Genomic DNA, 20326 nt, shown 5'->3' on the forward strand with positions numbered 1-20326 from the left:
ACGGGGCTTCAGAGGCGGGCCGCGAGGCCCGACCAGGCTTCGGCGAACCGCGGATGCAGCGGCACCTCGGTGACCCGATCGATCGCGATCCACCGCAGCTCGATGCTCTCGGGGTCGCTGACGACCGGGGCGAACCGTTCAGCGGCATCGGCGACGACGGTCGTGTACGACCAGTACCCGAGGTCGAGCACCGTGCTGAACCGCACCTCGAGGAGCGTCGGTGGCACACCCGCCTCCTCACCCGCCTCACGGACGGCCGCCTCGACGGCGCTCTCGTGCTCGTGCCGCGCACCCCCGGGCATGCCCCAAGTGCCGCCGAAGTGGCTCCACAGCGCCCGATGCTGCAGCAGGACCTCGCGCTCGGGGCTCACGACCAGCAGGCCCGCGGCCCCGTACCTGCCCCAGTACTTCGCTCCATCGGGGCCCACGACCCATTCGTCGCCGCTCGCTCCGCTCATGAGTCCAGCATGCCGCACGATCATCCCGAGCCGGGTCGCCGTAGGCTGTTGGCATGAACGGCGAGTCCCCCGTGCGCGTCGATGCCTGGCTCTGGGCGGTGCGGCAGTTCAAGACGCGATCCTCGGCCACGGCGGCGTGCCGGGCCGGGCATGTGCGGGTGAACGGCGAACGCGCGAAGGCCGCCCAGTCGGTGCGGCCCGGCGACGAGGTGCGCGTGCGCATCGACGGCTTCGATCGAATGCTCGTCGTGCGGCAGACGCTCGTCAAGCGCGTGTCGGCGGCCGTCGCGGCCACGGCGGTGGACGACCGCACACCTCCCCCGCCACCGCGCGAGACGGTGGCGATCGTCGCGACGCGCGATCGCGGTGCCGGACGCCCCACGAAACGGGAACGGCGAGACCTCGAGCGCCTCCGCGGCCGGTGAGCGCACGCGGCGTAGCCTGATCGACGTGCATACCGAACTCGCTCACGAACCCGACGCCCGCCGATACGTGCTGCGGGTCGACGGCGACATCGCGAGCGTGCTCGAGTATCGGGAGCTCGGCGACTCGGTCGCGTTCACCCGCACGTTCACGAATCCTCCGTACCGCGGCAGCGGACTGGCCGGCGAGCTCGTCGAGTTCGCGGTCGACGACGTCGAGGCGAACTCGACCCGGCGCATCGTGCCGAGTTGCTGGTACGTGGGCGAATGGTTCGACCGGCACCCCGACCGGGCGGGCCTGCTCGACCCTCGCACGGCCTGAACGGCGGCACCGGGCTGCATCGCGACGCCCGTGCGATGCGACGGGGATTCCGTCGCCCCGCTCGGGCGCCGCTGCGGTTCAGCGCTTGCGGTGCGTCGCCTCGGTCACAGCGTCGCTGTTGGACCGGTTCTCAACCTTGGCCTTCTTGTCGGCGCGCTTCTCTTTGAGGGACTTGCTGGCAGCCGTCTTGGATGACGACTTCTTCGGCGACTTGTCTGACATGGATGACGCCCTTTGATCGGAGGCCTGGGCGGCCCCGTGCGGGCAACCCTACGCGACATCCCCGGGGGTCAGTACCAGTTCATCGACTGCGAGTGCGACCACGCGCTGCACGGGCTGCCGTAGCCGCGGGCGATGTAGTCGAGCCCCCAGCTGATCTGGGTCGCGGCGTTGGTCTGCCAGTCGGAGCCGGCGGTGGCCATCTTGCTGCCGGGCAGCGACTGCGGGATGCCGGTGGCGCCGCTCGACGCGTTGTAGGCGGTGTACGACCAGCCCGACTCCTTCTGCCACAGCTGGTCGAGGCACTGGAACTGCGATTCGTCCCAGCCGTACTTCGACGCGGCGAGCGAGCGAGCCGTGGCTCGGGCGCCGTCGGGCGTGTTCGCCCGGGCGAGCGCCTCGGCGGCGGCAGCGGCCCGCTCGGCCTGGGCGCGGTCGTACGCGGCAGCCGCGGCAGCTGCCTTCTCGGTCTCGGAGCGGGTCTGCTTCGTCAGGTCGACGATCGAGTCGATCGGCAGGCGCTCGTACTCGCCGAGCGAGGCGACGGATGCCGCGAGGCTGCTGGCGTCGACCTTGCCGTCGACCGCGGCGAGCGTGGCGTTGGCGGCCGTCAGCGTGTCCTGCGCGCTGTGGCGGGTGCGGGCCTCGGCGATCGCGCTGTAGGCGCCGAGCTGTTCGGAACGGACGCCGGTCGATTCCGAGAGCGCCGTCGTCTCGGCGATGCTCGCCTGGGTGCTGATCGCGGACTCCACCGTGAATCCGGTGCCGACGATGAGGCCGGCGGCGATGACGGCGCCGGCGCCGATGAGCCGCTTGCGACTGATGCGGCGCTTGCGGATGCTGCGGCGGGGGTGTCGTGCTTCGGGGGCGGTGTCGGTTTCGGGCGTGGTGGTTTCGTTGCGCATAGGTTCTGGGTTGCTCGGATCAGGTTGGGGGACGCCCCCGAGCGAGGGCACAAGTCAGACACTCTGCCCCGAGTTTCTGAAGGGTTCCTCATTTCTTCCTGTGCAGAGCATGAGCACGGCCCCCCGCGGCCGCGATACTGGGAGGATGCCGAACGTCGCTCCCCCGCCCCGTCCAGCCGCCGACGAACGGTGCCCGTGCCTCAGCGGCGAGGTCTTCGGGAGCTGCTGCGGCCCCCTGCTCGCGGGCGACTCCGTCGCGCCGACCGCGGTACGGCTCATGCGCTCCCGCTACACCGCCTTCGCGGTCGGCGACGTCGCGTACCTCAGCGCGAGTTGGCACCCCGACACCCGACCCGAAGACCTCGAGCTCGACGACGAGACCCGGTGGGTTCGACTCGACATCCTGGGCACCGAGGGCGGTGGCCCGTTCGACCGGCACGGCACGGTCGAGTTCCGCGCTTCGTACCGATCCGACGAGGAGCGCGGCGTGCTCCACGAGCGCAGCCGCTTCACCCGCGAGGGCGGACGCTGGTTCTACGTCGACGGCGAGCTCTGACGCGGGTCGGTCCGCTCAGTCGCGCTCAGCGTCCGTGCCGAAGCCATCGCGCAGCGCCCGCTCCTCGGAGCCCTCGAGCTCTTCGAAGACCGTGATCTGCAGCCCGGCCGGCGCGTCGAGCCGAGCGTTGAGCGAGCGCCACGGCGTCTCGACGGGTTCGGCGACGACGGTCGCCCCTGCATCGGCGAGTCGCCTGGTGGTGCCGGCGCCATCGGCCACCTCGAAGGCGAGCCGGACCCGCTGGCTCGGCCGGCCGCCCGCCTCGAGTTCGTCGATCACGCGCTTGTGCGTCGGGTTCGCGATCTCGATGGTCGCCCGTCCCGCTTCGAGGATGGTCACCCGATCGTCGCCGCCCTCGGCGTACGCCATGAGCTCCGGCATGCCGAGCGCGTCGCGGTAGAACTCCACCGCCCGTTCGTAGTCCTCCGCCTCGATCACGACTCGGAGTTGCAGGACCGGTGGCTGCGCGGCATCCGTCATGTCGGCATCATCCCAGATCGGGTCGTGCCGGGTCAGGCCGCGTCGCGAGCGACGGGCCAGCACCGCGTGGTCACCCCGATGGCATCCCAGACGTTGATGACGATGATGAGCGAGATGAGCGCGGCAGTCCGATCCTCACCGAAGACGGCGGTCGCGGCGCTGAGATCCTCCTCGGGCACGTGCGTCTCCGAGAGCCGGGTGATCGACTCGGTGAGGTGAAGGGCTGCACGTTCCGCCGCGGTGAACAGCCCGGAATCGCGCCAGACCGCGACGGCGTGCAGCTTCTGCTCCGATACGCCGGCGGTGCGCGCATCCTTCGCGTGCAGGTCGACGCAGTAGACGCATCCGTTGATCTGCGAGGCGCGGAGCCGCACCATCTCGCGCAGCTGCGGGTCGAAGTCGACCCGGTCGAGTTCGGCGGTGGCGGCGTGATCGAGCGAGGCGACCGCCCGGGAGAAGCGCGGAACGATCGCGTCGAAGTCGAGGCGGACGGGGATGTCGACGAGTGCGTCTGTGATGGTCATGGCTCCACGCTACGAAGCGAACGGCCCACTGCTACAGTCCATTTCCATGGGTGAATCATGGGCCATTCGAGGCCTCGATCTGCACCTCGATCTCGATCGGCGCAGAAAGGCAGCATCGCTCGAGGAAACGCTCCGCGCCGCCGTGCGCGACGGGCGCCTCGACGGCGGAACCCGGCTCCCCGCGAGCCGCACCCTCGCCGCCGATCTCGGCATCGCCCGCAATGTCGTGGCCGAGGTCTACGGCCGGCTCGTCGCAGAGGGATGGCTCGAGGCCCGTGTCGGCGCCGGCACCTGGGTCGCCGAGCGCTTCGGCGACCGGGGTGCGACGGCAGCGGGTGCCGAACCCTCGCCCGCGGTCCGGCAGCTCGGTCTCGACCTGCGCGGCGGCATTCCGGATTCCTCGTCGTTCCCACGGCGCGAATGGGCGACCGCCGCTCGGCGAGCGACGCTCGACCTGCCGGCATCCGCGTTCGGGTACGGCCCGCCGCGAGGCTCCCCCGCGCTCAGGGACACGCTTGCCGAATACCTCGCGCGGACGCGCGGGGTCGCGGCGGAGCGCGGTCGGATCGCCGTCACCCGGGGCTTCGGCGCAGCGTTGGCGGTGGTCGCGCGCACCCTCGTCGCCGAGGGTGCCCGGCGCATCGCCGTCGAGCAGTACGGCCACGAGGCGCACCGCGGGATCCTCCGTGCGGCCGGACTCGAGGTCGTGGCCGTTCCCGTCGATGCCGACGGCGCCGTCGTCGACGGCCTGGACGGCCTGGCCGTCGATGCCGTGCTCCTGACTCCGGCGCACCAGTTCCCGACCGGGGTCGCGCTCTCGGCGTCCAGACGGCTCGACGTCGTCGCCTGGGCGGAACGCACCGGCGCCCTCGTCATCGAAGACGACTACGACGGCGAGTTCCGCTACGACCGGCGGGCGATCGGCGCGCTGCAGGCACTCGCGCCCGAGCTGGTCGCCTACCTCGGCACGGCGTCGAAGAGCCTCGCGCCGGCGGTGGGCCTCGGATGGGCGGTCGTGCCCGGCCGTCTGGCCGGGGCGTTCGACGAGCAGCTCGTCGCGGCGAACGGCATCGCGGACCTCCTGAACCAGTCGACGCTCGACGCCTTCATGCAGGCGCACGAGTACGACCGGACCGTACGGCGGCGTCGCGCCGAGTATCGTTCACGCCGCGAGGTCGTCGAAGTACGCGTCGCGGCAGAACTCCGCGGATGCCGGGTGAGCGGCATGCGCGCCGGCCTGCATTGCCTCATCGAGTTGCCGACCGACGTCGACGAGCGCCGCGTCGCAGCCGCCGCCCTGCGGCTCGGCGTCCGGTTCGACGGACTCGGCTCCTTCCGGCTCGGCGCCCCGTCGGTGCTGCGGGCGCCTGCCATGGTCGTGGGTTACGGAGCACCGGCTCCCCATCGCTTCGAAGCGGCCCTCGACCGTGCGATCGCCGCGATCCGTGCGGAACTCGAGATGTCGACGGCGGTCGATCGCCCCTGAGGGAACGCCTCGAGGGCGCACCTTCGTGTTCGGTCAGTTCCCGCGCGGACGACTGTGCTCGTCGAAGAACGCCGCGAGATGGCCGGCGAGCAGTTCGGGCTCTTCGTGGGCCATGAAGTGACCGCCGGCAGTCGCCGGATGCCAGACCCTGATGTCGCTGCAGGCCCGTTCGGCGATGCTCTTGGGGATGTCCCGGATGATCGCCTCGGCGCTGAGCGTGAACCCCGCCGGCACGGTGATCACGGGTCGCGGCGCGTTCGCCGGGAAGTCGAAGTACTGGCGGAACGAGGTGCCGATCGATCCGGTCGACCAGTACAAGGTCGCGAGGGTGAGGAGCGTGGCTCGATCGAATCGACGCTCGAGGTCGCCGCCGGCGTCGCTCCAGTCGCGCAACTTGTCGATGATCCATGCGAGCAGCCCCGCCGGCGAGTCGATGAGCGCCGCCCCGACCGTGTCGGGCCGCGTGCCCATGATGGCGCTGTAGCCTCCATCGCCCTCGTCGAACTCGGCTTCTGCCTCGAGCACCGCACGTTCCGCCGGCGTCAACGGCTCCGCGAACTCCGATGGGAAGGGCGGATGGATCATGTAGAGGCCGAGCACTCGTTCGGGGTGCTTCGCGGCGATCCACGCGGCAACGGTGCCGCCGATGTCCCCGCCGAAGACGCCGAACCGCGCCTCGCCGACGAGCTGGCGCATCAGCTCGGACATCAGGTCGGCCATGATCTCCCGTGTCAGCGGCGCATCGGGCAGCTCCGAGAAGAGGAAGCCGGGCATCGACGGGATCACGAGGTCGAATCGGAGACCGTGCCTCTCGCCTGCCGCCTGGAGCGCATCGGCGAGCGGCAGCATCTCGAGGAAACTCGACGGCCAGCCGTGCATGACGAGCAGCGGGACGGTCTCGCCGTCGGCCGCGCCGACGCTCGCACGAACGAAGTGCACCCGGGTGCCCTGCACCAGTGCCTGCCGGTGGTCGAGCCGGTTCAGGCGCGTCTCGACCGAACGCCAGTCGAACTCCTCTGCCCACTCGGAGACGAGGCCCGAGAGAGCGCCGGGATCGACGCCGCCCGCCCATGGGCGGCTGCTGCTGGCGTGGACGAATCGGGTGCGACGGAGTCGTTCCCGGAGGTCGTCGAGCTCGACGTCGGAGAGGTGGATCGTGAACGGATCACCGTCGGAGTTCATGCCCGCGCCTCCCCCTGCGCGTCGAGCGCCCGGTACGCGCGCTCGACGGCGCCGCCGAGCGCATCGACGGGGATCGACCAGTCGTCGTGCGCCGCGAGGGCCTCGGCCGGCGTGAGCCCCGCGTCGTGAGCGGCGCGGAATCGATCGGCGATGAGCCGCAGCTCGGCAGCCTGCCGCTCCACGAACGCGCGATCGACCACCCGGCCGTGCCCGGGTACCACTCGGTCACTCGGTCGCATCGCTGCGGCGAGGCCGTCGAGCACGCCCGGCCAGCCGAGCGGGTAGCTGCCCGAGCCGTACATCACCGGGCCGGACTCCTCGATCAGGTCGCCGAGGATCCAGACCCGCTCGTCGGGCACGAACAGCACGAGATCGGTGTCGGTGTGCGCGGGCGGCTGCGGGCGCAGCTCGACGAGTCGGTCGCCCAGGTTCAGCATCAGGGGCTCGACGAGCGGATGCGTCGGGGGCGTCAGCACCACGTCGGCCCACTGCCGCTCGGGCTCCCGCGTCGGATCGGCACGCCACGCCGCGAGACGCGGCCCCTCATACTCGGCGAAATGGGCGGCGATGTTCGAATGGCCGTAGATCGCGGCATCGGTGGCCGTACCCGGCCCGAAGACCTGGTTGCCGAAGGTGTGGTCGAAATGCGCGTGGGTGTTCACGACCCAGCGCACCGGACGGTCGAACCGCGCTGCGACATCGGCCGCGAGTTCGACGGCCTCGCCGGGCTGCACGCGGGTGTCGACGAGCATCAGCCCGTCGGCGCCCTCGATCACGACGATCGAGATGTCGAACGGGTCGTACCGTCGCTGATGGATGCCGGGAGCCACGGTGAGCCAAGCTGTCATGTTCCCGAGCGTAGCGACGCGCCGAGAGCCCACGCGTGCGCCAGCGGCGAACGCACTGCCGATCAGGCGCAGATCAAAGGAAACGCAGAGATTCGCGTCGTAGCGTGGCATCCGTGACCCCGCTCGACGGCACCCCGCCCACCCGGCACTCAGCCCCGCCAATGCTCACGGCACGCGCGCAGCGCACGCTCGAGACCATCGACGGCCAGACGCTCGATGAGATGCGGGCGCTCCGCGACGAGACCGAGCGTTTCATGCTGCGCTACAAGTTCGGCATGGACGAGGTCATCACGAAGCTCTCCATCCTGCGAGAGGAGTTCAACCAGACGCACGACTACAACCCGATCGAACACATCTCGAGCCGGTTGAAGAGCCTCGACAGCGTGATCGACAAGATGCAGCGCAAGGGCATCGACCCGACGTTCGAGACGATCCGCGACACGATCACCGACATCGCCGGGGTGCGGGTGACCTGCAGCTTCGTCTCCGACGTGTACCGCATCTTCGAGCTGCTCACCGCGCAGCGCGACATCCGGGTGCTGCGGGTCAAGGACTACATCAAGGAGCCGAAGTCCAACGGCTACCAGAGCCTGCACGTCATCGTCGAGGTGCCGGTGTTCCTCTCGACCGGGGCGCACCCCGTGGCCGTCGAGGTGCAGATCCGCACGATCGCCATGGACTTCTGGGCGAGCCTCGAGCACAAGATCTACTACAAGTACGACCGCAGGGTGCCCCAGGAACTGCTCGACGGGCTGACGGATGCCGCGCACACGGCCGCCGAGCTCGACGCACGCATGGAACGACTGCACCGCGAGGTACACGGAGCACCGCGGTCGCCGATCGGTGCCGACATGCACCCGGTGGCCGGGCGGCCCGGCAACCCGGTCTGAGCCGCACCCGGGTCTGAGCTGCCAACTCAGCCCCGAGCGAGCGCAGCGAACTCCCGCTCGCCCTCGTCGGTCACCCGCAGCGAACGATCGCCCGGACGGCGCCCCACCCAGCCATCGTCGATCAGGCGCCTGAGCACGTGGGCACCGAGCCGTCCGGCGAGGTGCGGGCGGCGCTCGGTCCAGTCGAGGCATCCGCGCAGCGCGGGTCGCCGGGAGGAGCCTGCGACGCCGACTCCCTCGGCGAGGCCGAGCCGCTCCGCGAGCGGCGCACCCGGGTCGAGCACTCGGCCCGGTTCCCCTGCGACGAGCGGCGCGATCGCTCCTTCGCGCACGAGCGCGTCGGCGAGGTCGAGCGCCAGCCGTCCCGCGAAATGGTCGTAGCACGACCGCGCGAGGGCGAGCCGCTCCGCGGAGGCTGACTGCGCGTACGAGCTGACGGCCCGGCGCGGCGCGATCAGCTGCAGCGCTTCGACGGCATTCGCGACGTCGGCGCCGGCGAGCGTGAAGTACCGATGCCTGCCGAGTCGGCGATCACTCACGAGTCCGCCGGCGAGCAGTTGGGCGAGGTGGGTGCTCGCAGTCGATGCGGAGACCCCCGCGATTCCGGCGAGTTCGCTCGCCGGCAGCGATCGGCCGTCCAGCAGCGCGACGAGCATCGCGGCGCGGGCGGGCTCTCCCATGAGGCGGGCGGGTTCGGCGAGATCGGCGTCTCCGTGCATGCCCCCACGATACGTCGGTGACACTTCGGCTGGCATCGAAGCGTCCCGGGCATAGCGTCGAACCATGATCGACATCATCGAACGGGCCGCGGTCGAACGCATCCTCGTCGACCCCGCATCGCGTGTTCCCGAGGCCTCCGTCGCAGCACGCGACTCGGCATCGCCGCTGACCGTCTTCCGCGCCGAGGTCTCGCGCTTCGTGAACGGCGCCGAGCACGACGCCCGGCGGGTTCGCCTCGATGCGCTGCTCGACGGACTCGACCCGAACGCCCTCGCGGCCGCCGCCGTTCGGCACGCCCTGGCGGGTACGCCTGCCGGGCGCATCCCCGTCACCGTGCTCGCGGAGGCGCTCGGCTTCACCGAAGCGAGCGCACTGCCGACACTCGTGGCCACGGTCGCGTCCGCCTACCCCACCGGTGAGACGACGGACCCGGATGCGGCGGATGCGGCCGTGATCGCGCTGTTCGAGGCATCCGGGCGCACCGACCCCGACGAGCGGGCCCTGCGCGTGCAACTCCTCGTGCAGGCGTACGCCGCGACGGCGACGCTCGTCGAGCGGGCTCTCGCACTGGCTCGATCGCAGGACGGGGCCGTCTCGACCCGGACCCTGCTGGAATCCGTGCTCCGCGACGACTCCCCCGTGCCCGTCACGCGCCGACTCGTGCCCGCGGAACGCGGGGGCGAGACCCTCGTCGTGCTGCACCTCGACGGCGCCGACTGCGAGGCCGCTGCCGACCGACCCGCCCGCATCCTGGCCTTCGGCGCTGGTCCGAGAGCCTGCCCGGCGCCGCATCACGCCCTCGCGATCGCCGCCGCGATCGTCGACACCCTCCGCGCCGACGCGGACCGAGACGAGGAGACCGTCCGCCATGCTGACACCCGCTGAGTTCCGCGCCCTCCACCGGCCGGGAGCCCCGTTCCTGCTGCCGAACGCCTGGGACCTCGCCTCCGCGCGCTGGCTCCACGCGGACGGTCATCGCGCGATCGGCACGACGAGCCTCGGTCTTGCCATCGGCGCCGGAAAGCGCGACGGTGCCGGCGAGATCGCCGCCGAGACGCTCGCGCTCGCGCGGGCTGCTGCAGCGCACGGCATCTCGCTCAGCATCGACCTCGAGGCCGGCTTCTCGGACGACCCCGAACAGGTCGGCCGATACGCCGCCGAGCTCGCGGCGATCGGATGCGTCGGCGTGAACATCGAGGACTCGACCGAACACGGCGACCTCGTCGACCTGAAGCTCGCCGCGGCGAAGATCGCCGCGATCGCCTCCGCGGCGCCCGGGCTCTACCTGAACGCCCGCACGGACGGGTACTGGGTGTCGAACGGGGACGATGGCGCCGGCCGCTTCGACGACGCGGTGGCCCGGGCCCGGCGATATCTGGCGGCAGGAGCATCCGGGATCTTCGTGCCCGGCGTGCTCGCGCCGCAGACGATCGCCGCACTCTGCGGCGCGATCGAGGCACCGCTCAACGTGCTCGTGCAGCCCGAGCTCCGCCCGGCCGACCTCGGGCGACTCGGCGTCGCCCGCGTCAGCACCGGCTCGCTGCTGTTCCGCACGGCGCTCGGATCCGTCTCCGCCGCAGTCCAGGCGATCACCGCCGACCGGCCGTCGAACCCGCTGCCCGCGGCACCGTCGTACGCCGAGGTCGCCGGACTGCCGCTCGCGCGGACCTGAGTCAGGGCTGCTGCTTGGCCCGGCTCGGCTGCACACGCATCGGTTCACCCGGCATCTTCGGGAAGTCGGGCGGGAACGGCAGCTCGCCGAGACCGTCGTCGAGATCGCGCTGCCACCACTCGAGCAGCGTGTCGATGCGCCCGGGCGAGTCGTGCATGCCGTGCCAGGGGTCGCCGACGGTGCGAAGTCGCTCCGGCACGCTGCGCACCGTGTGGTCGCCCGGATCGGTCGAATCGAGCTCGTCCCAGTCGAGCGGGCACGACACCGAGGCCGTCGGCAGCGGGCGCGGGCAGTACGCGCCCGCCATCGTGCGGTCGCGGTTCGCCTGGTTGTAGTCGATGAAGATGCGGTCGCCGCGCTCCTCCTTCCACCAGTTGGTGGTGACCTCGTCGGGCATGCGGCGTTCGAGCTCGCGCCCGAGCGCGATGACGGCGTGCCGCACGTCGAGGAACTCGTGCTCGGGCTCGATGGGCGCGAAGACGTGGATGCCGCGACTGCCCGAGCTCTTCACGAACGCCGTGAGCCCGACCTCGCCGAGCAGCTTCCGAAGCTCCACTGCAACGGGCACCGCCTCGGCGAACCCGGTGCCGGGCTGCGGGTCGAGGTCGATGCGCAACTGGTCGGGGTTGTCGGGGTTCTCGGCCCGGGACGCCCACGGGTGGAAGACGATCGTGTTCATCTGCGCCGCCCAGACCGCTGCGGCCGGCTCGTCGATGACGAGTTGCGGATGCGTGCGCCCGCTGGGGTAGGTGACCGGCACCGACCGCACCCACTCGGGCGCGCCCTTCGGCGGATTCTTCGAGAAGAACTGCTCGCCGTCGACGCCGCCCGGGAACCGCTGCAACGACACCGGCCGGTCGCCGTTCGCCTCGACGAACGGCACGCCCACCGCGATGAAGTACTCGGCGAGGTCGAGTTTGGTGATGCCCGCCTCGGGCCAGAGCACACGAGACGGACTCGAGATCCGCACGTCGCGATCGCCGTGCGGACCCGGGACGGAGAGAGTGACGGCATCGGCCATGAAGGCGACGCTACTCCCCGTGCGAGTGCCGCGCTCCCGCGCCCCGGCGCGTCACGCGATCTGGGCCGTCGCCTGCGTCGCGTACCGGCGCGCCGCCCGCTCCCGGGCCTTGGCCGCCTCCTCTTCGCGGTTCTTCGGCGGTGCGGCGGTCACGAGGTCGTCGAGCAGGTGGCGGGTCACGTGCGCGATCTCAGCCACGGCGCGATCGAACGCCTCGGCGTTCGCCTTCGACGGCTTCGTCGAACCGCTCACCTTGCGCACGAACTGCAGCGCCGCGGCGTGCACCTCGTCGTCGGTGGTCGCCGGCTCGAAATTGTGGAGGGTGTGGATGTTCCTGCACATGCCTCGAGCCTAACTCGCGGCGTCGAGGATGTCTCGGCTCAGCTCAGCTCAGCTCAGCTCAGCTCTGCTCGCGGCGCGCGGCGCGAGCCGCCTCGCGGGCGGCATCCCGTGCCGCATCTGCGGCCGCCGCGGCTTCGGGCGTCGGCGCGGTGCCGCCGAGTGAACGCGGCTGCCACCACTTGCCGGTGCCGTCGACCGGGTACTCGGCCTGCAACCGGTCGACCATGCGCTGCAGGGTCGCGCGCAGTCGCTCGGTCACGGCGTGCGGGTCCTCGTCGGTCGTGACCGCGATCGGCTCGCCGAACGCGAAGCTCACCGGCACCCCGAACCGCTCGAAGAATCGCACCTTGTGGCCCTTGGTCATCAGCCGGTGGCCGCCCCAGACGGCGACCGGGATGATCGGCACGCCGGCCTCGGCCGCGAGTCGTGCCGCGCCGGTCTTGAGCTGGCGCACGGTGAAGGAGGCGCTGACGCCCGCCTCGGGGAAGACGCCGAGGAGCTCGCCGTCGCGGAGCGCGGTCACGGCCTTGGCATAGGCGGCGGCGCCGGCCTTCATGTCGACCGGGATGTGCTTCATGCTGCGCAGCATCGACCCGACGATCGGCTTGTCGAACACGCTCTGCTTGCCCATGAACCGGATGCGGCGGCGATTGGCGAGCCACGTCGCCCACTCGACGAGCGCGAACTCGAAGTAGCCGAAGTGCGTCATCGCGAGCACCGCGCCGCCGGTCGTCGGCACGTGCTCGGCACCGGTCACGCTGCGCTTCAAGCCCCAGAAGCCGAACAGCGCACGCCCGGCGACGATCGCCGTGCTGTAGATCGGGTCACTCGGGCGTCGCGTCATGATCCAAGCGTACGGCGTGGCGCTGAGCGCGGCCTGCGTTCACGCGCCCGTCAGCGCGTCACATCGACTCGTGACGCAGGTCGGCGACCGGCTGGAGGCGGAAGAGCCGCACGACCCGGCCCGACTCCCGCTCGTAGGCGCGGTACCCCGGCCACTGCGCCTCGATGCGCGCCCATGCGGCGTCTCGCTCGTCATCGGCGATGCGACTCGCGCGCACCGGCATCCGTCGCCCTCGTACCGTGATCGCGGCGTCGGGGTGCGCGATCAGGTTGTACGTCCAGCCGGGGTGCCGGTCACGGGCGAAACTCGTGCCGGCGACGATCGCACGGCCGTGCCCGTCGGGTGTGTACATGAGCGCGGAGTCGCGGGGCTCGCCCGACTTCGCACCGGTGGTGTGCAGCACGAGCGACGGCACGAGCAATGCGCTGAGCTGCACTCGCCCGCCCGAGACCGCCGCGATCACCCGCTCGATGGGCGGAAGCACGCGAGGTGCGCACCAGCGGAAGAGCCGGGTGCGGGTCAACGGCGACACCACGGAGCGGACGGACTGCAGCACGGTCGGCATCCACCCATTCTGTCGGGCGGGAGGCCCCACGTCACGAGCCGCCCGCACGCTCCTTCTCGACGGCTTCGCGAGCCGCGACGAGTTCGGCCGCGGCATCCGTCGCCCGACGCTCCGCCCGCTGCATCCGGCGTATCGCCAGCGTCGGAGCGCCGTACCGCGCCTGCACGCGATCGTGCTCGTCGTCGACGCCGGTCACGATGTACGCCGCGGCGATGAGGATGGCCTGGCTCGAGAGGTTCAGCCAGATGAGCAGGGCGATCAGCGAGCCGAACGAGGCGAGCAGCGGATTGCTCGTCGCCCCGCCGACGAAGAGGCCGGAGAGCACCTGCAGCACCGAGAGACCGACGGCGCCGAGGAGCGATCCGCTCCAGAGCGAGCGGGCGCTCGGCCGCATGCCGGAGAGCACGCGGAACATGACCGCGATCAGGAGCGCGTCGATCACGAACGTCACCGCGATCGTGACGAACCGGGAGGAGGCGTCCAAGACCGCGTCGTGACTCGAGATGCCGAGCCAGCCGAGCATGGTGCCGAGCGCCGTCGTGCTGAAGACCGTGACGGCCGCGGCCGCGGCGAAGGCTGCGCCGAATCCGATCGCGAGGAGCAGATCGCGAAGCATGACCCAGATGAAGAAGGTCTGGTCGTCCGGTTGGGAGCCGAGGCGACGGAAGGCGGTGCGGAGCGACCCGATCGCGCCGATCGCGGCGCCGACGAGACCCACGAGCGCGAGGAGGCCGGCGATGCTGAGCGTGAGCGGCTGCACGAGATCGCCGGCCGCGATCAGTCCGTCCTCGCCGAAGAGGCCGGGAATCGCGGCGTCGACCGTCTCGACGAGCGCGGCGAGGGCGTCGGGATTTCCGGCGAGCCAGATGCCCGCGATCGCGAAGCCGAGGAAGACGCCCGCGAAGATCGAGAAGAGCACCCGGTACGTCACGCTGTCGGCGAGCATGGGGCCGTGGCGTTCGAAGTAGAGGAGGAACGCGCGCGCCGGCTTCAGCTCGAGCGCCCACGCCGTGACACGCGTGCCGAACGCGATGATTCCGGCGAACGCGCCCCGCTTCGCGGCGTTCGGACCGTCTCCCCCGGGCTCGCTCATGCCGTCAGGCTATCGATGCGCGGCTGCCGCGGGCCGACGATCCACGCCGGTGCCGCCGATTCGGCCGGAAACGCCGAACGGCGACGACGACGGGCTCGAGGCCCGACGTCGCCGCCGTTCGATCATCCGTTCGGTATCAGTACCAGCCGGCAGACTCCGAGTGGTCCCACGCGCCGCACGGCGTGCCGTACCGGCCGGCGATGTAGCCGAGGCCCCAGGTGATCTGGGTGGCGGGGTTGGTCTGCCAGTCGCTGCCGGCCGTGCCCATCTTGCTGCCGGGCAGGGCCTGCGGAATGCCGTACGCACCGCTCGAGGAGTTCTCGGCGTAGACGTTCCAGCCGGACTCGCGATCCCAGAGCGACACGAGGCAACCGAACTGGTCGGCACCCCACCCGTACTGCGCGGCCATGAGGTCGCGCGCGATCGCCTGGGCGCCGCTGGGGTTCGCCGGGCCGCTCGGGCGCGAGCCGGTCGAGGACTCCGACGACTCCGTTTCGGCCTCCGCCTCGGCGGCGGCTGCGGCCGCAGCAGCAGCGGCAGCCGCGGCCTCCGCCTGCTTCGCGGCGGCGATCTTGTCGGCCTGCGCCACAGCGGCCTGCACCGGCGCGACATGGGCTTCCGTGCGGTCGGCGAGTTCGAAGACGCGCTCGGGGGCGAGGAGCCGGTAGTTGCCGAGCGCCGCAACGGACGAGGCGAGCTCGGTGGCGTCGGCCTTGCCCTTCGCCGCCGCGATCGTGTCGTTCGCAGCGGCGATGGTGTCGTTCGCGGCCTTGACGGCCCGCGCCTCGAGGATGCCGGCGTGCGAGCCGAGCTGCTCCACATCGAGGTTCGCGGCGTCGCGCAGGGCGTCGGTCTCGGCGATGCTGTCGGTCGTCGCGGCGACGGCGGACTGCACGGCGAAACCGGTGCCGACCATGGCGCCGACGGCGACGACGGCGCCCGCTGCGAGCATGGGACCGCTCCTCCAGACGGGGCGGTTTCTACGCGACCTGGGTCGGAGGGCTCCGGTCTCGCGGGCTTCGGGCTGGTTGTTTTCAGAAGTGGATGACTGGTTCTGCATGACTTTCACAAGGCGGATCGGCACGGCGCAGAGCGCTGGACGACCCTTGGTCGACGTTCCACGAGCGGGGGCGCCCGGGCGAAGTGGCCAGTCTGCCGAGGCCTTCTGGACAGAACCTCAGCTTCCCCTGTGAAAGTCATCCAAATCGAGGGGCGGGTCCGGACGCTGATGTATCGACCCAACGAAGGGATCAGTACCAGTTGTTCGCCTGGAAATGCGCCCACGCACCGCACGGAGTGCCGTATCGTCCGGCCACGTAACCGAGCCCCCAACTGATCTGCGTGGCCGCGCTCGTCTGCCAGTCCGCGCCCGCCGACGCCATCTTGCTCCCGGGCAGGGCCTGCGGGATCCCATAGGCGCCGGCCGGGCTGCCTGCGGTGACGTTCCAGCCGGATTCCCGATTCCAGAGCTCGACGATGCAGCCGAACTGATCGTCGCCCCAGCCGTAGCGAGCAGCCATCATGTCGCGGGCGATCACCTGCGCCTCGCTCGGGTTCGCGGGCGCCGCCGGCGCAGGTCCGCCGCCCGCCGGTGGTGTCGCCGCCTCGCGCTCGGCCGCTGCACGTTCGGCGGCCGCCTGCTCCGCTGCGGCCTGTCTGGCCGCGGCTGCCTGCTCCGCCGCGACGCGATCGAATTCGACGACCGCGGCCTGCACGGTGACCGCGTGGGCGCGAGCTGCGTCGGCGAGCTCGAAGACGCGCTCGGGCGCGAGGAGTTCGTACGACTTCAATGCGGCGACGGATGCCTCGAGATCCGAGGCATCCGATTTGCCGTCGGCTGCCGCGATCACCGCGTCCGCCGCGATCAGCGCATCGACCGCGTCCTGAGCGGCCCGCGCCGTGAGAATGCCCCCGTGGGTGTCCAACTGGCTCGCGTCGAGGTCGGTCGCCGCCGAGAGCTGCGCCGTCTCGGCGACCTGTTCCGCCGCCTGCTCCGCGCGTTCGGCGACGGTGTCGTTCGTGATGACACCGGTGCCCGCCACGGCAGCCAGCGCGAGCACGGAGGCTCCGGATGCCACCGCACGCCAGCGCCCGGGTCGTGTGCGCCTGCGTGGAGCCGATGGTCCGGTCGGTCCGCCCGTCGTGGGCCGTGCGGTGGTCGAGACTCCGGACGCTTCGCTCATGCTTCTCCCCAGCGGGGGACGCGACTCACCGGCCGATCCCCCATCGTGCGACGATCCGCGAGCGCCTTCCGCCCGCGGGAAGTAGCCAATCCGCACAGACTAACCGAAGGGTTCCTCGGGTTCGCAACCCCTTCGTGACAGGTGTCACGCCCGTTCATGTCGGGGTGTTTCACGCGGCGAGGTCGGCGAACCGGGCGTCGGTAGGGTGGTCGACGTGCGATCCCCCCTCATCTCCCTCCTCCTCGTCGGCGTCTTCGCGTTGAGCGGCTGCGCCGCCGCGACCCCCGCCACGACCACCGATCCGACCGCTGCGGCGACCGCCGAGGCGAGCGCCGAAGCCGGCGCCGACTGCGCGGGCGTCGGCGTGGTCGTCGACTTCGGCACGCTCGACGCCGAGGGCGCATCGGAGTGCGTCGACGCGGCATCCGCGATCGCCGCGACCGCGGCGCTCGACGAGGCCGGCGTCACGACCGAGGGTTCGGTCGAGTGGGGCGACGCGATCGTCTGCCGGGTGAACGACCGGCCCGGTCCCGACGAGACCGTCGAGGTCGCAGGCGAGGCCTCGTTCGTCGAGTCCTGCCAGTCGATGCCGCCCGCCTACGCCTACTGGGCGCTCTGGGTGAAGCCGTCGGCCGAGGCGGAGTGGGAGTACGCACAGGAAGGCCTCGGCACCCTCGAACTGGAGCCCGGACAGACGGTCGGCCTCGTCTACACGACCGGCACGGAGACTCCGACCCCGGCCGGCTGATGCGGTACCGCGCGGCACCTCTGCGGGCGGCGGCGATCGTCGCAGCGGTGTTCGTGGTGTCGCGCGTCGCCTATCGCATGGTGTTCGGCGGGGCAGCCGGCGGCGGAGTGCTCCTCCTCGACGTGCCGCGCGTTCCGCTCGAGGGCCCGTTCGCCCACATCGCGCTCTTCGGACCGATCACGAGCGGCGGCATCTGGAACGCCGCCGTCAGCGCGCTGCCGTTCGCGGCCGTCATCCTCGCCTTCGGCGTGCTGAACGCACTCATCGACGTGCAGCGCCTCTTCGTGCTCGGCGCGACCCGCGGCCCGATCCGGGCCGTCTCCCGGGCACTCGTCATCGCCTGGGCCACCGCTCCGGCGCTCGCGCAGTCGGTGCGACGGATGCGTCGGGCTGCCGCCCTTCGCGGGGAACGCGGGCCGGCGGCCCTCCTCGTGCCGGTCTTCGAGCACACGGTCGAACGGGCCCTCGCCCTCGCCGCCTCGATGGAGGTGCGCGGGTTCGCGGCATCCGCTCGGCCGACCGCCGACGTCGAGCGACCGGTGCGGTGCGCCGCGGCCTCGCTCGACCAGGGCGGCGCCTGGCGCCTCGACGACGTGGACTTCGAGCTCGCCCCTGGCAGCCTGACCATCGTGTCGGGCGCGACGGGCTCGGGCAAGTCGAGCCTGCTCGACGCGATGAGCGGTCTCTTCCAGCACTTCGAGGGTGGACGGCAGGACGGAAGCATGGAGATCGGCGGGCTCGATCGTCGCCGCTTCCCGCCCCGTGAGACGGCCGGCTTCGTCGGCGTCGTCGCCCAGCAGGTTCGCCTCTCGTTCGTGGCGGAGACGGTGCATGACGAGATCGGCTTCGCGCTGACGACGCAGGGCGTCGACGCCGCGCACATCGACGAGCGCGTGCGGCAGACGGCCGACGACCTCGGCATCGCGCGGCTCCTCGACCGGCAGGTCACCGCGCTCTCCGCCGGTGAGGCGACGCTCGTCGCGATCGCCGCGGCGCTCGTCTCCCGCCCCGCCCTCCTGCTCGTCGACGAACCCCTCGCCGAGCTCGACACGGCGGCGCGAGAGCTCGTCTGCGAGGTACTCGACCGGGTCGCGCACGAGTCGGGCACCTGCGTCGTCGTGGCCGAGCATCGCACCGCGGAGTGGCAGCGCATCGCCGATACCTGGCTCGAGATCGACGGTGGGCGGGTCACGATCGGCGACGCGCCGATGCTCCCGCCGACGCCCGCTTCGACATCGGCGAGCACTGCAGCCGGCGATGATCGGGCGGTGACGGAGCGGAGCCATCCGCTCGTCTCGGTGCAGGGACTCGACGCGCGGCATGGCGACACCGTCGCAGTGCGCGATGCCCGTTTCACGCTGCGGGCCGGCGAACTCGTCGCGATCACCGGAGCGAACGGCGCGGGCAAGAGCAGCCTGCTGAGTGCGATGGCGGTGCCGGATGCCCCGAGCGGCATCACGATCGACGGCGTCGATGTCGCTTCGCTCGACCCGGCAGCCCGACGACGTGCGATCACGCTCGTGCCCGAGCAGTTCGACGACCTCTTCTTCAGCACGACCGTCGCCGCCGAGTGCCACCGTGCCGACCGCCGGAACCGGCCGTCGACGCCGACCGCCCAGACGCTCGCTGCGCTGCTCGGCCGCGACCTCGGCGAGGGCCTGCTCCTGCGGCATCCTCGCGACCTCTCCGCCGGCGAGCGGTTGTGCCTCGCGATCGCCATCCAGCTCGCCCCGTCGCCTGCCGCGCTGCTCGTCGACGAACCGGCGCGCGGGCTCGACGCATCGGCTCGGCGTCTCGTGGGCGATGCACTCGTCACGGTCGCCCGAGACGGCAGGGTCGTGCTGTTCGCGACGCACGACCGCGAGTTCGCGGCCCGGTTCGCGAGCCGCGAGCTCACCATCGTGCGGGGCGCGGTGGCACCGGCCCCGCGCACCACGGCGGAGGTGATCGCGTGACCGTCGTCTCGCCGCGATCCGATCAGCACGTCGCCGTCGACGACCGCGCCCGCGGAGACCGTGCCGCCGTTCGTCGCGAACGCGCCACCACCGTGGCGCTCCTCGCCGGCAGCACGCTCGCCCTCGCCGCGTTCGGCTGGCCGCTCGTCGCGACGGCGGTGCCGGCCGACGCCCAGCGTGCTGCGCCCTTCGTGGCCTTCGCGGTGCTGCCCGCGGTCATCGCCGTCGTGCTCGCCGCCCTCGATCGGCAGATGCACTCGGCGAAGGCGGTGGCGCTGCTCGGCGTGCTCGCGGCCATCGGCGCCGGCATCCGCATCGCCGGAGCCGGCGTCGGCGGCATCGAGGCCGTCTTCGTCCTGCTGATCCTGGCCGGGAGGGCGTTCGGCGCCCGATTCGGGTTCCTGCTCGGCATGCTCACGATCGCCGTGTCGTCGGTGCTGTGGGGCGGCATCGGTCCATGGACGCCGTTCCAGATGTTCGCGTGCGCCTGGGTGGCCGCGGGGGCCGGACTGCTACCGGCGATCCGCCCGCGGGCGGCGACCGTTGCGGCCGTGCGCCGCGCGACCGCCCTCGAGATCGCCATGCTCGCCGGATACGGGGTCGTGGCCGCCTATGCGTTCGGGCTCGTGATGAACCTCTGGTTCTGGCCGTTCGCCCTCGGCATGGGCACCGACATCTCCTACGACGGCGCGGCGCCGATCGGCGAGAACCTCGCGTCGTTCGCGCTCTACTCGCTCGTGACGTCGACGCTCACCTGGGACACGGTGCGCGCGGTGACGACCGTGATCGGCATCGCACTGATCGGCCCCGCCGTGCTCGCCTCGCTCCGGCGGGCGAAACTGCCTTCGCAGCGCAGGGCGACTCGGCGGCCGTAGACCTCCGCCGCCGACC

General features: G+C 71.6%; 25 protein-coding genes. 10 read left to right on the forward strand and 15 right to left on the reverse strand.

Features of this window, described 5'->3' with window-relative positions:
- Positions 1 to 8: 8 nt before the first annotated feature.
- Complete coding sequence (locus tag BUR99_RS05590) at positions 9 to 458, reverse strand: NUDIX domain-containing protein (RefSeq protein ID WP_074259507.1); 450 nt, start codon at positions 456 to 458, stop codon at positions 9 to 11.
- Positions 459 to 511: 53 nt separating this feature from the next.
- Here BUR99_RS05590 and BUR99_RS05595 point away from each other — a divergent pair, with 53 nt between their 5' ends.
- Positions 512 to 883 carry an RNA-binding S4 domain-containing protein gene (locus BUR99_RS05595; RefSeq protein ID WP_074259278.1) on the forward strand — a complete coding sequence of 124 codons (372 nt, stop codon included), beginning with the start codon at positions 512 to 514 and terminating at the stop codon, positions 881 to 883.
- A 25-nt stretch (positions 884 to 908) separates the two neighbouring features.
- On the forward strand, positions 909 to 1202 hold the full coding sequence (locus BUR99_RS05600) for a GNAT family N-acetyltransferase (RefSeq protein WP_074259279.1): 294 nt from the start codon (positions 909 to 911) through the stop codon (positions 1200 to 1202).
- Positions 1203 to 1280: 78 nt separating this feature from the next.
- On the opposite strand, the gene BUR99_RS20390 is transcribed toward BUR99_RS05600, so the two are convergent.
- Positions 1281 to 1424, reverse strand: coding sequence for a hypothetical protein (locus tag BUR99_RS20390; protein ID WP_200802667.1), 144 nt, complete (start codon positions 1422 to 1424; stop codon positions 1281 to 1283).
- Between the two features lie 68 nt (positions 1425 to 1492).
- On the reverse strand, positions 1493 to 2326 hold the full coding sequence (locus BUR99_RS05605; protein WP_143231458.1) for an aggregation-promoting factor C-terminal-like domain-containing protein: 834 nt from the start codon (positions 2324 to 2326) through the stop codon (positions 1493 to 1495).
- 145 nt (positions 2327 to 2471) lie between these two features.
- On the opposite strand from BUR99_RS05605, the gene BUR99_RS05610 reads away from it, so the two are divergent.
- Positions 2472 to 2882: a YchJ family protein gene (locus tag BUR99_RS05610; protein ID WP_074259280.1), complete on the forward strand. Its 411-nt coding sequence runs from the start codon at positions 2472 to 2474 to the stop codon at positions 2880 to 2882.
- Between the two features lie 15 nt (positions 2883 to 2897).
- On the opposite strand, the gene BUR99_RS05615 is transcribed toward BUR99_RS05610, so the two are convergent.
- A complete protein-coding gene (locus BUR99_RS05615; protein WP_074259509.1) occupies positions 2898 to 3362 on the reverse strand; it encodes a VOC family protein in 465 nt (154 codons plus the stop codon).
- 32 nt (positions 3363 to 3394) lie between these two features.
- On the reverse strand, positions 3395 to 3886 hold the full coding sequence (locus BUR99_RS05620; protein ID WP_074259281.1) for a carboxymuconolactone decarboxylase family protein: 492 nt from the start codon (positions 3884 to 3886) through the stop codon (positions 3395 to 3397).
- Between the two features lie 46 nt (positions 3887 to 3932).
- Here BUR99_RS05620 and pdxR point away from each other — a divergent pair, with 46 nt between their 5' ends.
- Positions 3933 to 5372, forward strand: a complete 1440-nt coding sequence (gene pdxR / locus BUR99_RS05625) for a MocR-like pyridoxine biosynthesis transcription factor PdxR (RefSeq protein WP_074259282.1) — start codon at positions 3933 to 3935, stop codon at positions 5370 to 5372.
- 33 nt (positions 5373 to 5405) lie between these two features.
- On the opposite strand, the gene BUR99_RS05630 is transcribed toward pdxR, so the two are convergent.
- Both BUR99_RS05630 and BUR99_RS05635 read right to left on the reverse strand, forming a co-directional pair.
- Positions 5406 to 6554, reverse strand: coding sequence for an epoxide hydrolase family protein (locus tag BUR99_RS05630; RefSeq protein ID WP_074259283.1), 1149 nt, complete (start codon positions 6552 to 6554; stop codon positions 5406 to 5408).
- Positions 6551 to 7402: an MBL fold metallo-hydrolase gene (locus tag BUR99_RS05635; RefSeq protein ID WP_074259284.1), complete on the reverse strand. Its 852-nt coding sequence runs from the start codon at positions 7400 to 7402 to the stop codon at positions 6551 to 6553. The genes BUR99_RS05630 and BUR99_RS05635 overlap by 4 nt, the downstream gene beginning before the upstream one ends.
- A gap of 161 nt (positions 7403 to 7563) precedes the next feature.
- Here BUR99_RS05635 and BUR99_RS05640 point away from each other — a divergent pair, with 161 nt between their 5' ends.
- On the forward strand, positions 7564 to 8292 hold the full coding sequence (locus BUR99_RS05640; protein WP_074259285.1) for a GTP pyrophosphokinase: 729 nt from the start codon (positions 7564 to 7566) through the stop codon (positions 8290 to 8292).
- Positions 8293 to 8318: 26 nt separating this feature from the next.
- Here the strand turns inward: BUR99_RS05640 and BUR99_RS05645 are convergent, their stop codons facing one another.
- Positions 8319 to 9011 (reverse strand): ArsR/SmtB family transcription factor, encoded by a 693-nt coding sequence (locus tag BUR99_RS05645; RefSeq protein ID WP_074259286.1) that lies wholly within the window; start codon positions 9009 to 9011, stop codon positions 8319 to 8321.
- Between the two features lie 64 nt (positions 9012 to 9075).
- Between BUR99_RS05645 and BUR99_RS05650 the strand changes: the two genes are divergently transcribed.
- Together BUR99_RS05650 and BUR99_RS05655 are read left to right on the forward strand one after the other, a co-directional pair.
- Positions 9076 to 9897, forward strand: a complete 822-nt coding sequence (locus tag BUR99_RS05650) for a hypothetical protein (RefSeq protein ID WP_074259287.1) — start codon at positions 9076 to 9078, stop codon at positions 9895 to 9897.
- Entirely contained in the window at positions 9881 to 10684 is an 804-nt protein-coding gene (locus BUR99_RS05655; protein ID WP_074259288.1) for an isocitrate lyase/PEP mutase family protein, read from the forward strand. Before BUR99_RS05650 ends, BUR99_RS05655 begins: the two co-directional genes overlap by 17 nt.
- A gap of 1 nt (position 10685) precedes the next feature.
- On the opposite strand, the gene ligD is transcribed toward BUR99_RS05655, so the two are convergent.
- The 7 genes from ligD to BUR99_RS20395 form a co-directional block, all read right to left on the reverse strand.
- Positions 10686 to 11705, reverse strand: coding sequence for a non-homologous end-joining DNA ligase (ligD, locus tag BUR99_RS05660; protein ID WP_200802668.1), 1020 nt, complete (start codon positions 11703 to 11705; stop codon positions 10686 to 10688).
- Positions 11706 to 11756: 51 nt separating this feature from the next.
- Complete coding sequence (locus tag BUR99_RS05665; protein ID WP_074259289.1) at positions 11757 to 12047, reverse strand: DUF2277 domain-containing protein; 291 nt, start codon at positions 12045 to 12047, stop codon at positions 11757 to 11759.
- Positions 12048 to 12105: 58 nt separating this feature from the next.
- Positions 12106 to 12891 (reverse strand): lysophospholipid acyltransferase family protein, encoded by a 786-nt coding sequence (locus BUR99_RS05670; protein ID WP_074259290.1) that lies wholly within the window; start codon positions 12889 to 12891, stop codon positions 12106 to 12108.
- Between the two features lie 58 nt (positions 12892 to 12949).
- Entirely contained in the window at positions 12950 to 13456 is a 507-nt protein-coding gene (locus tag BUR99_RS05675) for a nitroreductase family deazaflavin-dependent oxidoreductase (protein ID WP_074259291.1), read from the reverse strand.
- A 31-nt stretch (positions 13457 to 13487) separates the two neighbouring features.
- Positions 13488 to 14549 carry a YihY/virulence factor BrkB family protein gene (locus BUR99_RS05680; protein ID WP_084183615.1) on the reverse strand — a complete coding sequence of 354 codons (1062 nt, stop codon included), beginning with the start codon at positions 14547 to 14549 and terminating at the stop codon, positions 13488 to 13490.
- A gap of 136 nt (positions 14550 to 14685) precedes the next feature.
- Complete coding sequence (locus BUR99_RS20500) at positions 14686 to 15501, reverse strand: aggregation-promoting factor C-terminal-like domain-containing protein (RefSeq protein ID WP_074259292.1); 816 nt, start codon at positions 15499 to 15501, stop codon at positions 14686 to 14688.
- Positions 15502 to 15799: 298 nt separating this feature from the next.
- Complete coding sequence (locus BUR99_RS20395; RefSeq protein ID WP_200802669.1) at positions 15800 to 16732, reverse strand: aggregation-promoting factor C-terminal-like domain-containing protein; 933 nt, start codon at positions 16730 to 16732, stop codon at positions 15800 to 15802.
- A gap of 214 nt (positions 16733 to 16946) precedes the next feature.
- Here BUR99_RS20395 and BUR99_RS05695 point away from each other — a divergent pair, with 214 nt between their 5' ends.
- From BUR99_RS05695 to BUR99_RS05705, 3 genes are read left to right on the forward strand one after another with little or no spacing between them, the layout of a single operon-like run.
- Complete coding sequence (locus BUR99_RS05695) at positions 16947 to 17480, forward strand: hypothetical protein (RefSeq protein ID WP_143231463.1); 534 nt, start codon at positions 16947 to 16949, stop codon at positions 17478 to 17480.
- On the forward strand, positions 17480 to 19435 hold the full coding sequence (locus BUR99_RS05700) for an ATP-binding cassette domain-containing protein (protein ID WP_074259295.1): 1956 nt from the start codon (positions 17480 to 17482) through the stop codon (positions 19433 to 19435). The genes BUR99_RS05695 and BUR99_RS05700 overlap by 1 nt, the downstream gene beginning before the upstream one ends.
- Entirely contained in the window at positions 19432 to 20310 is an 879-nt protein-coding gene (locus BUR99_RS05705) for a hypothetical protein (RefSeq protein WP_074259296.1), read from the forward strand. Before BUR99_RS05700 ends, BUR99_RS05705 begins: the two co-directional genes overlap by 4 nt.
- Positions 20311 to 20326: the final 16 nt, after the last annotated feature.

It is taken from the genome of Agromyces cerinus subsp. cerinus (genome assembly GCF_900142065.1).
Classification (GTDB): Bacteria; Actinomycetota; Actinomycetes; order Actinomycetales; family Microbacteriaceae; genus Agromyces; species Agromyces cerinus.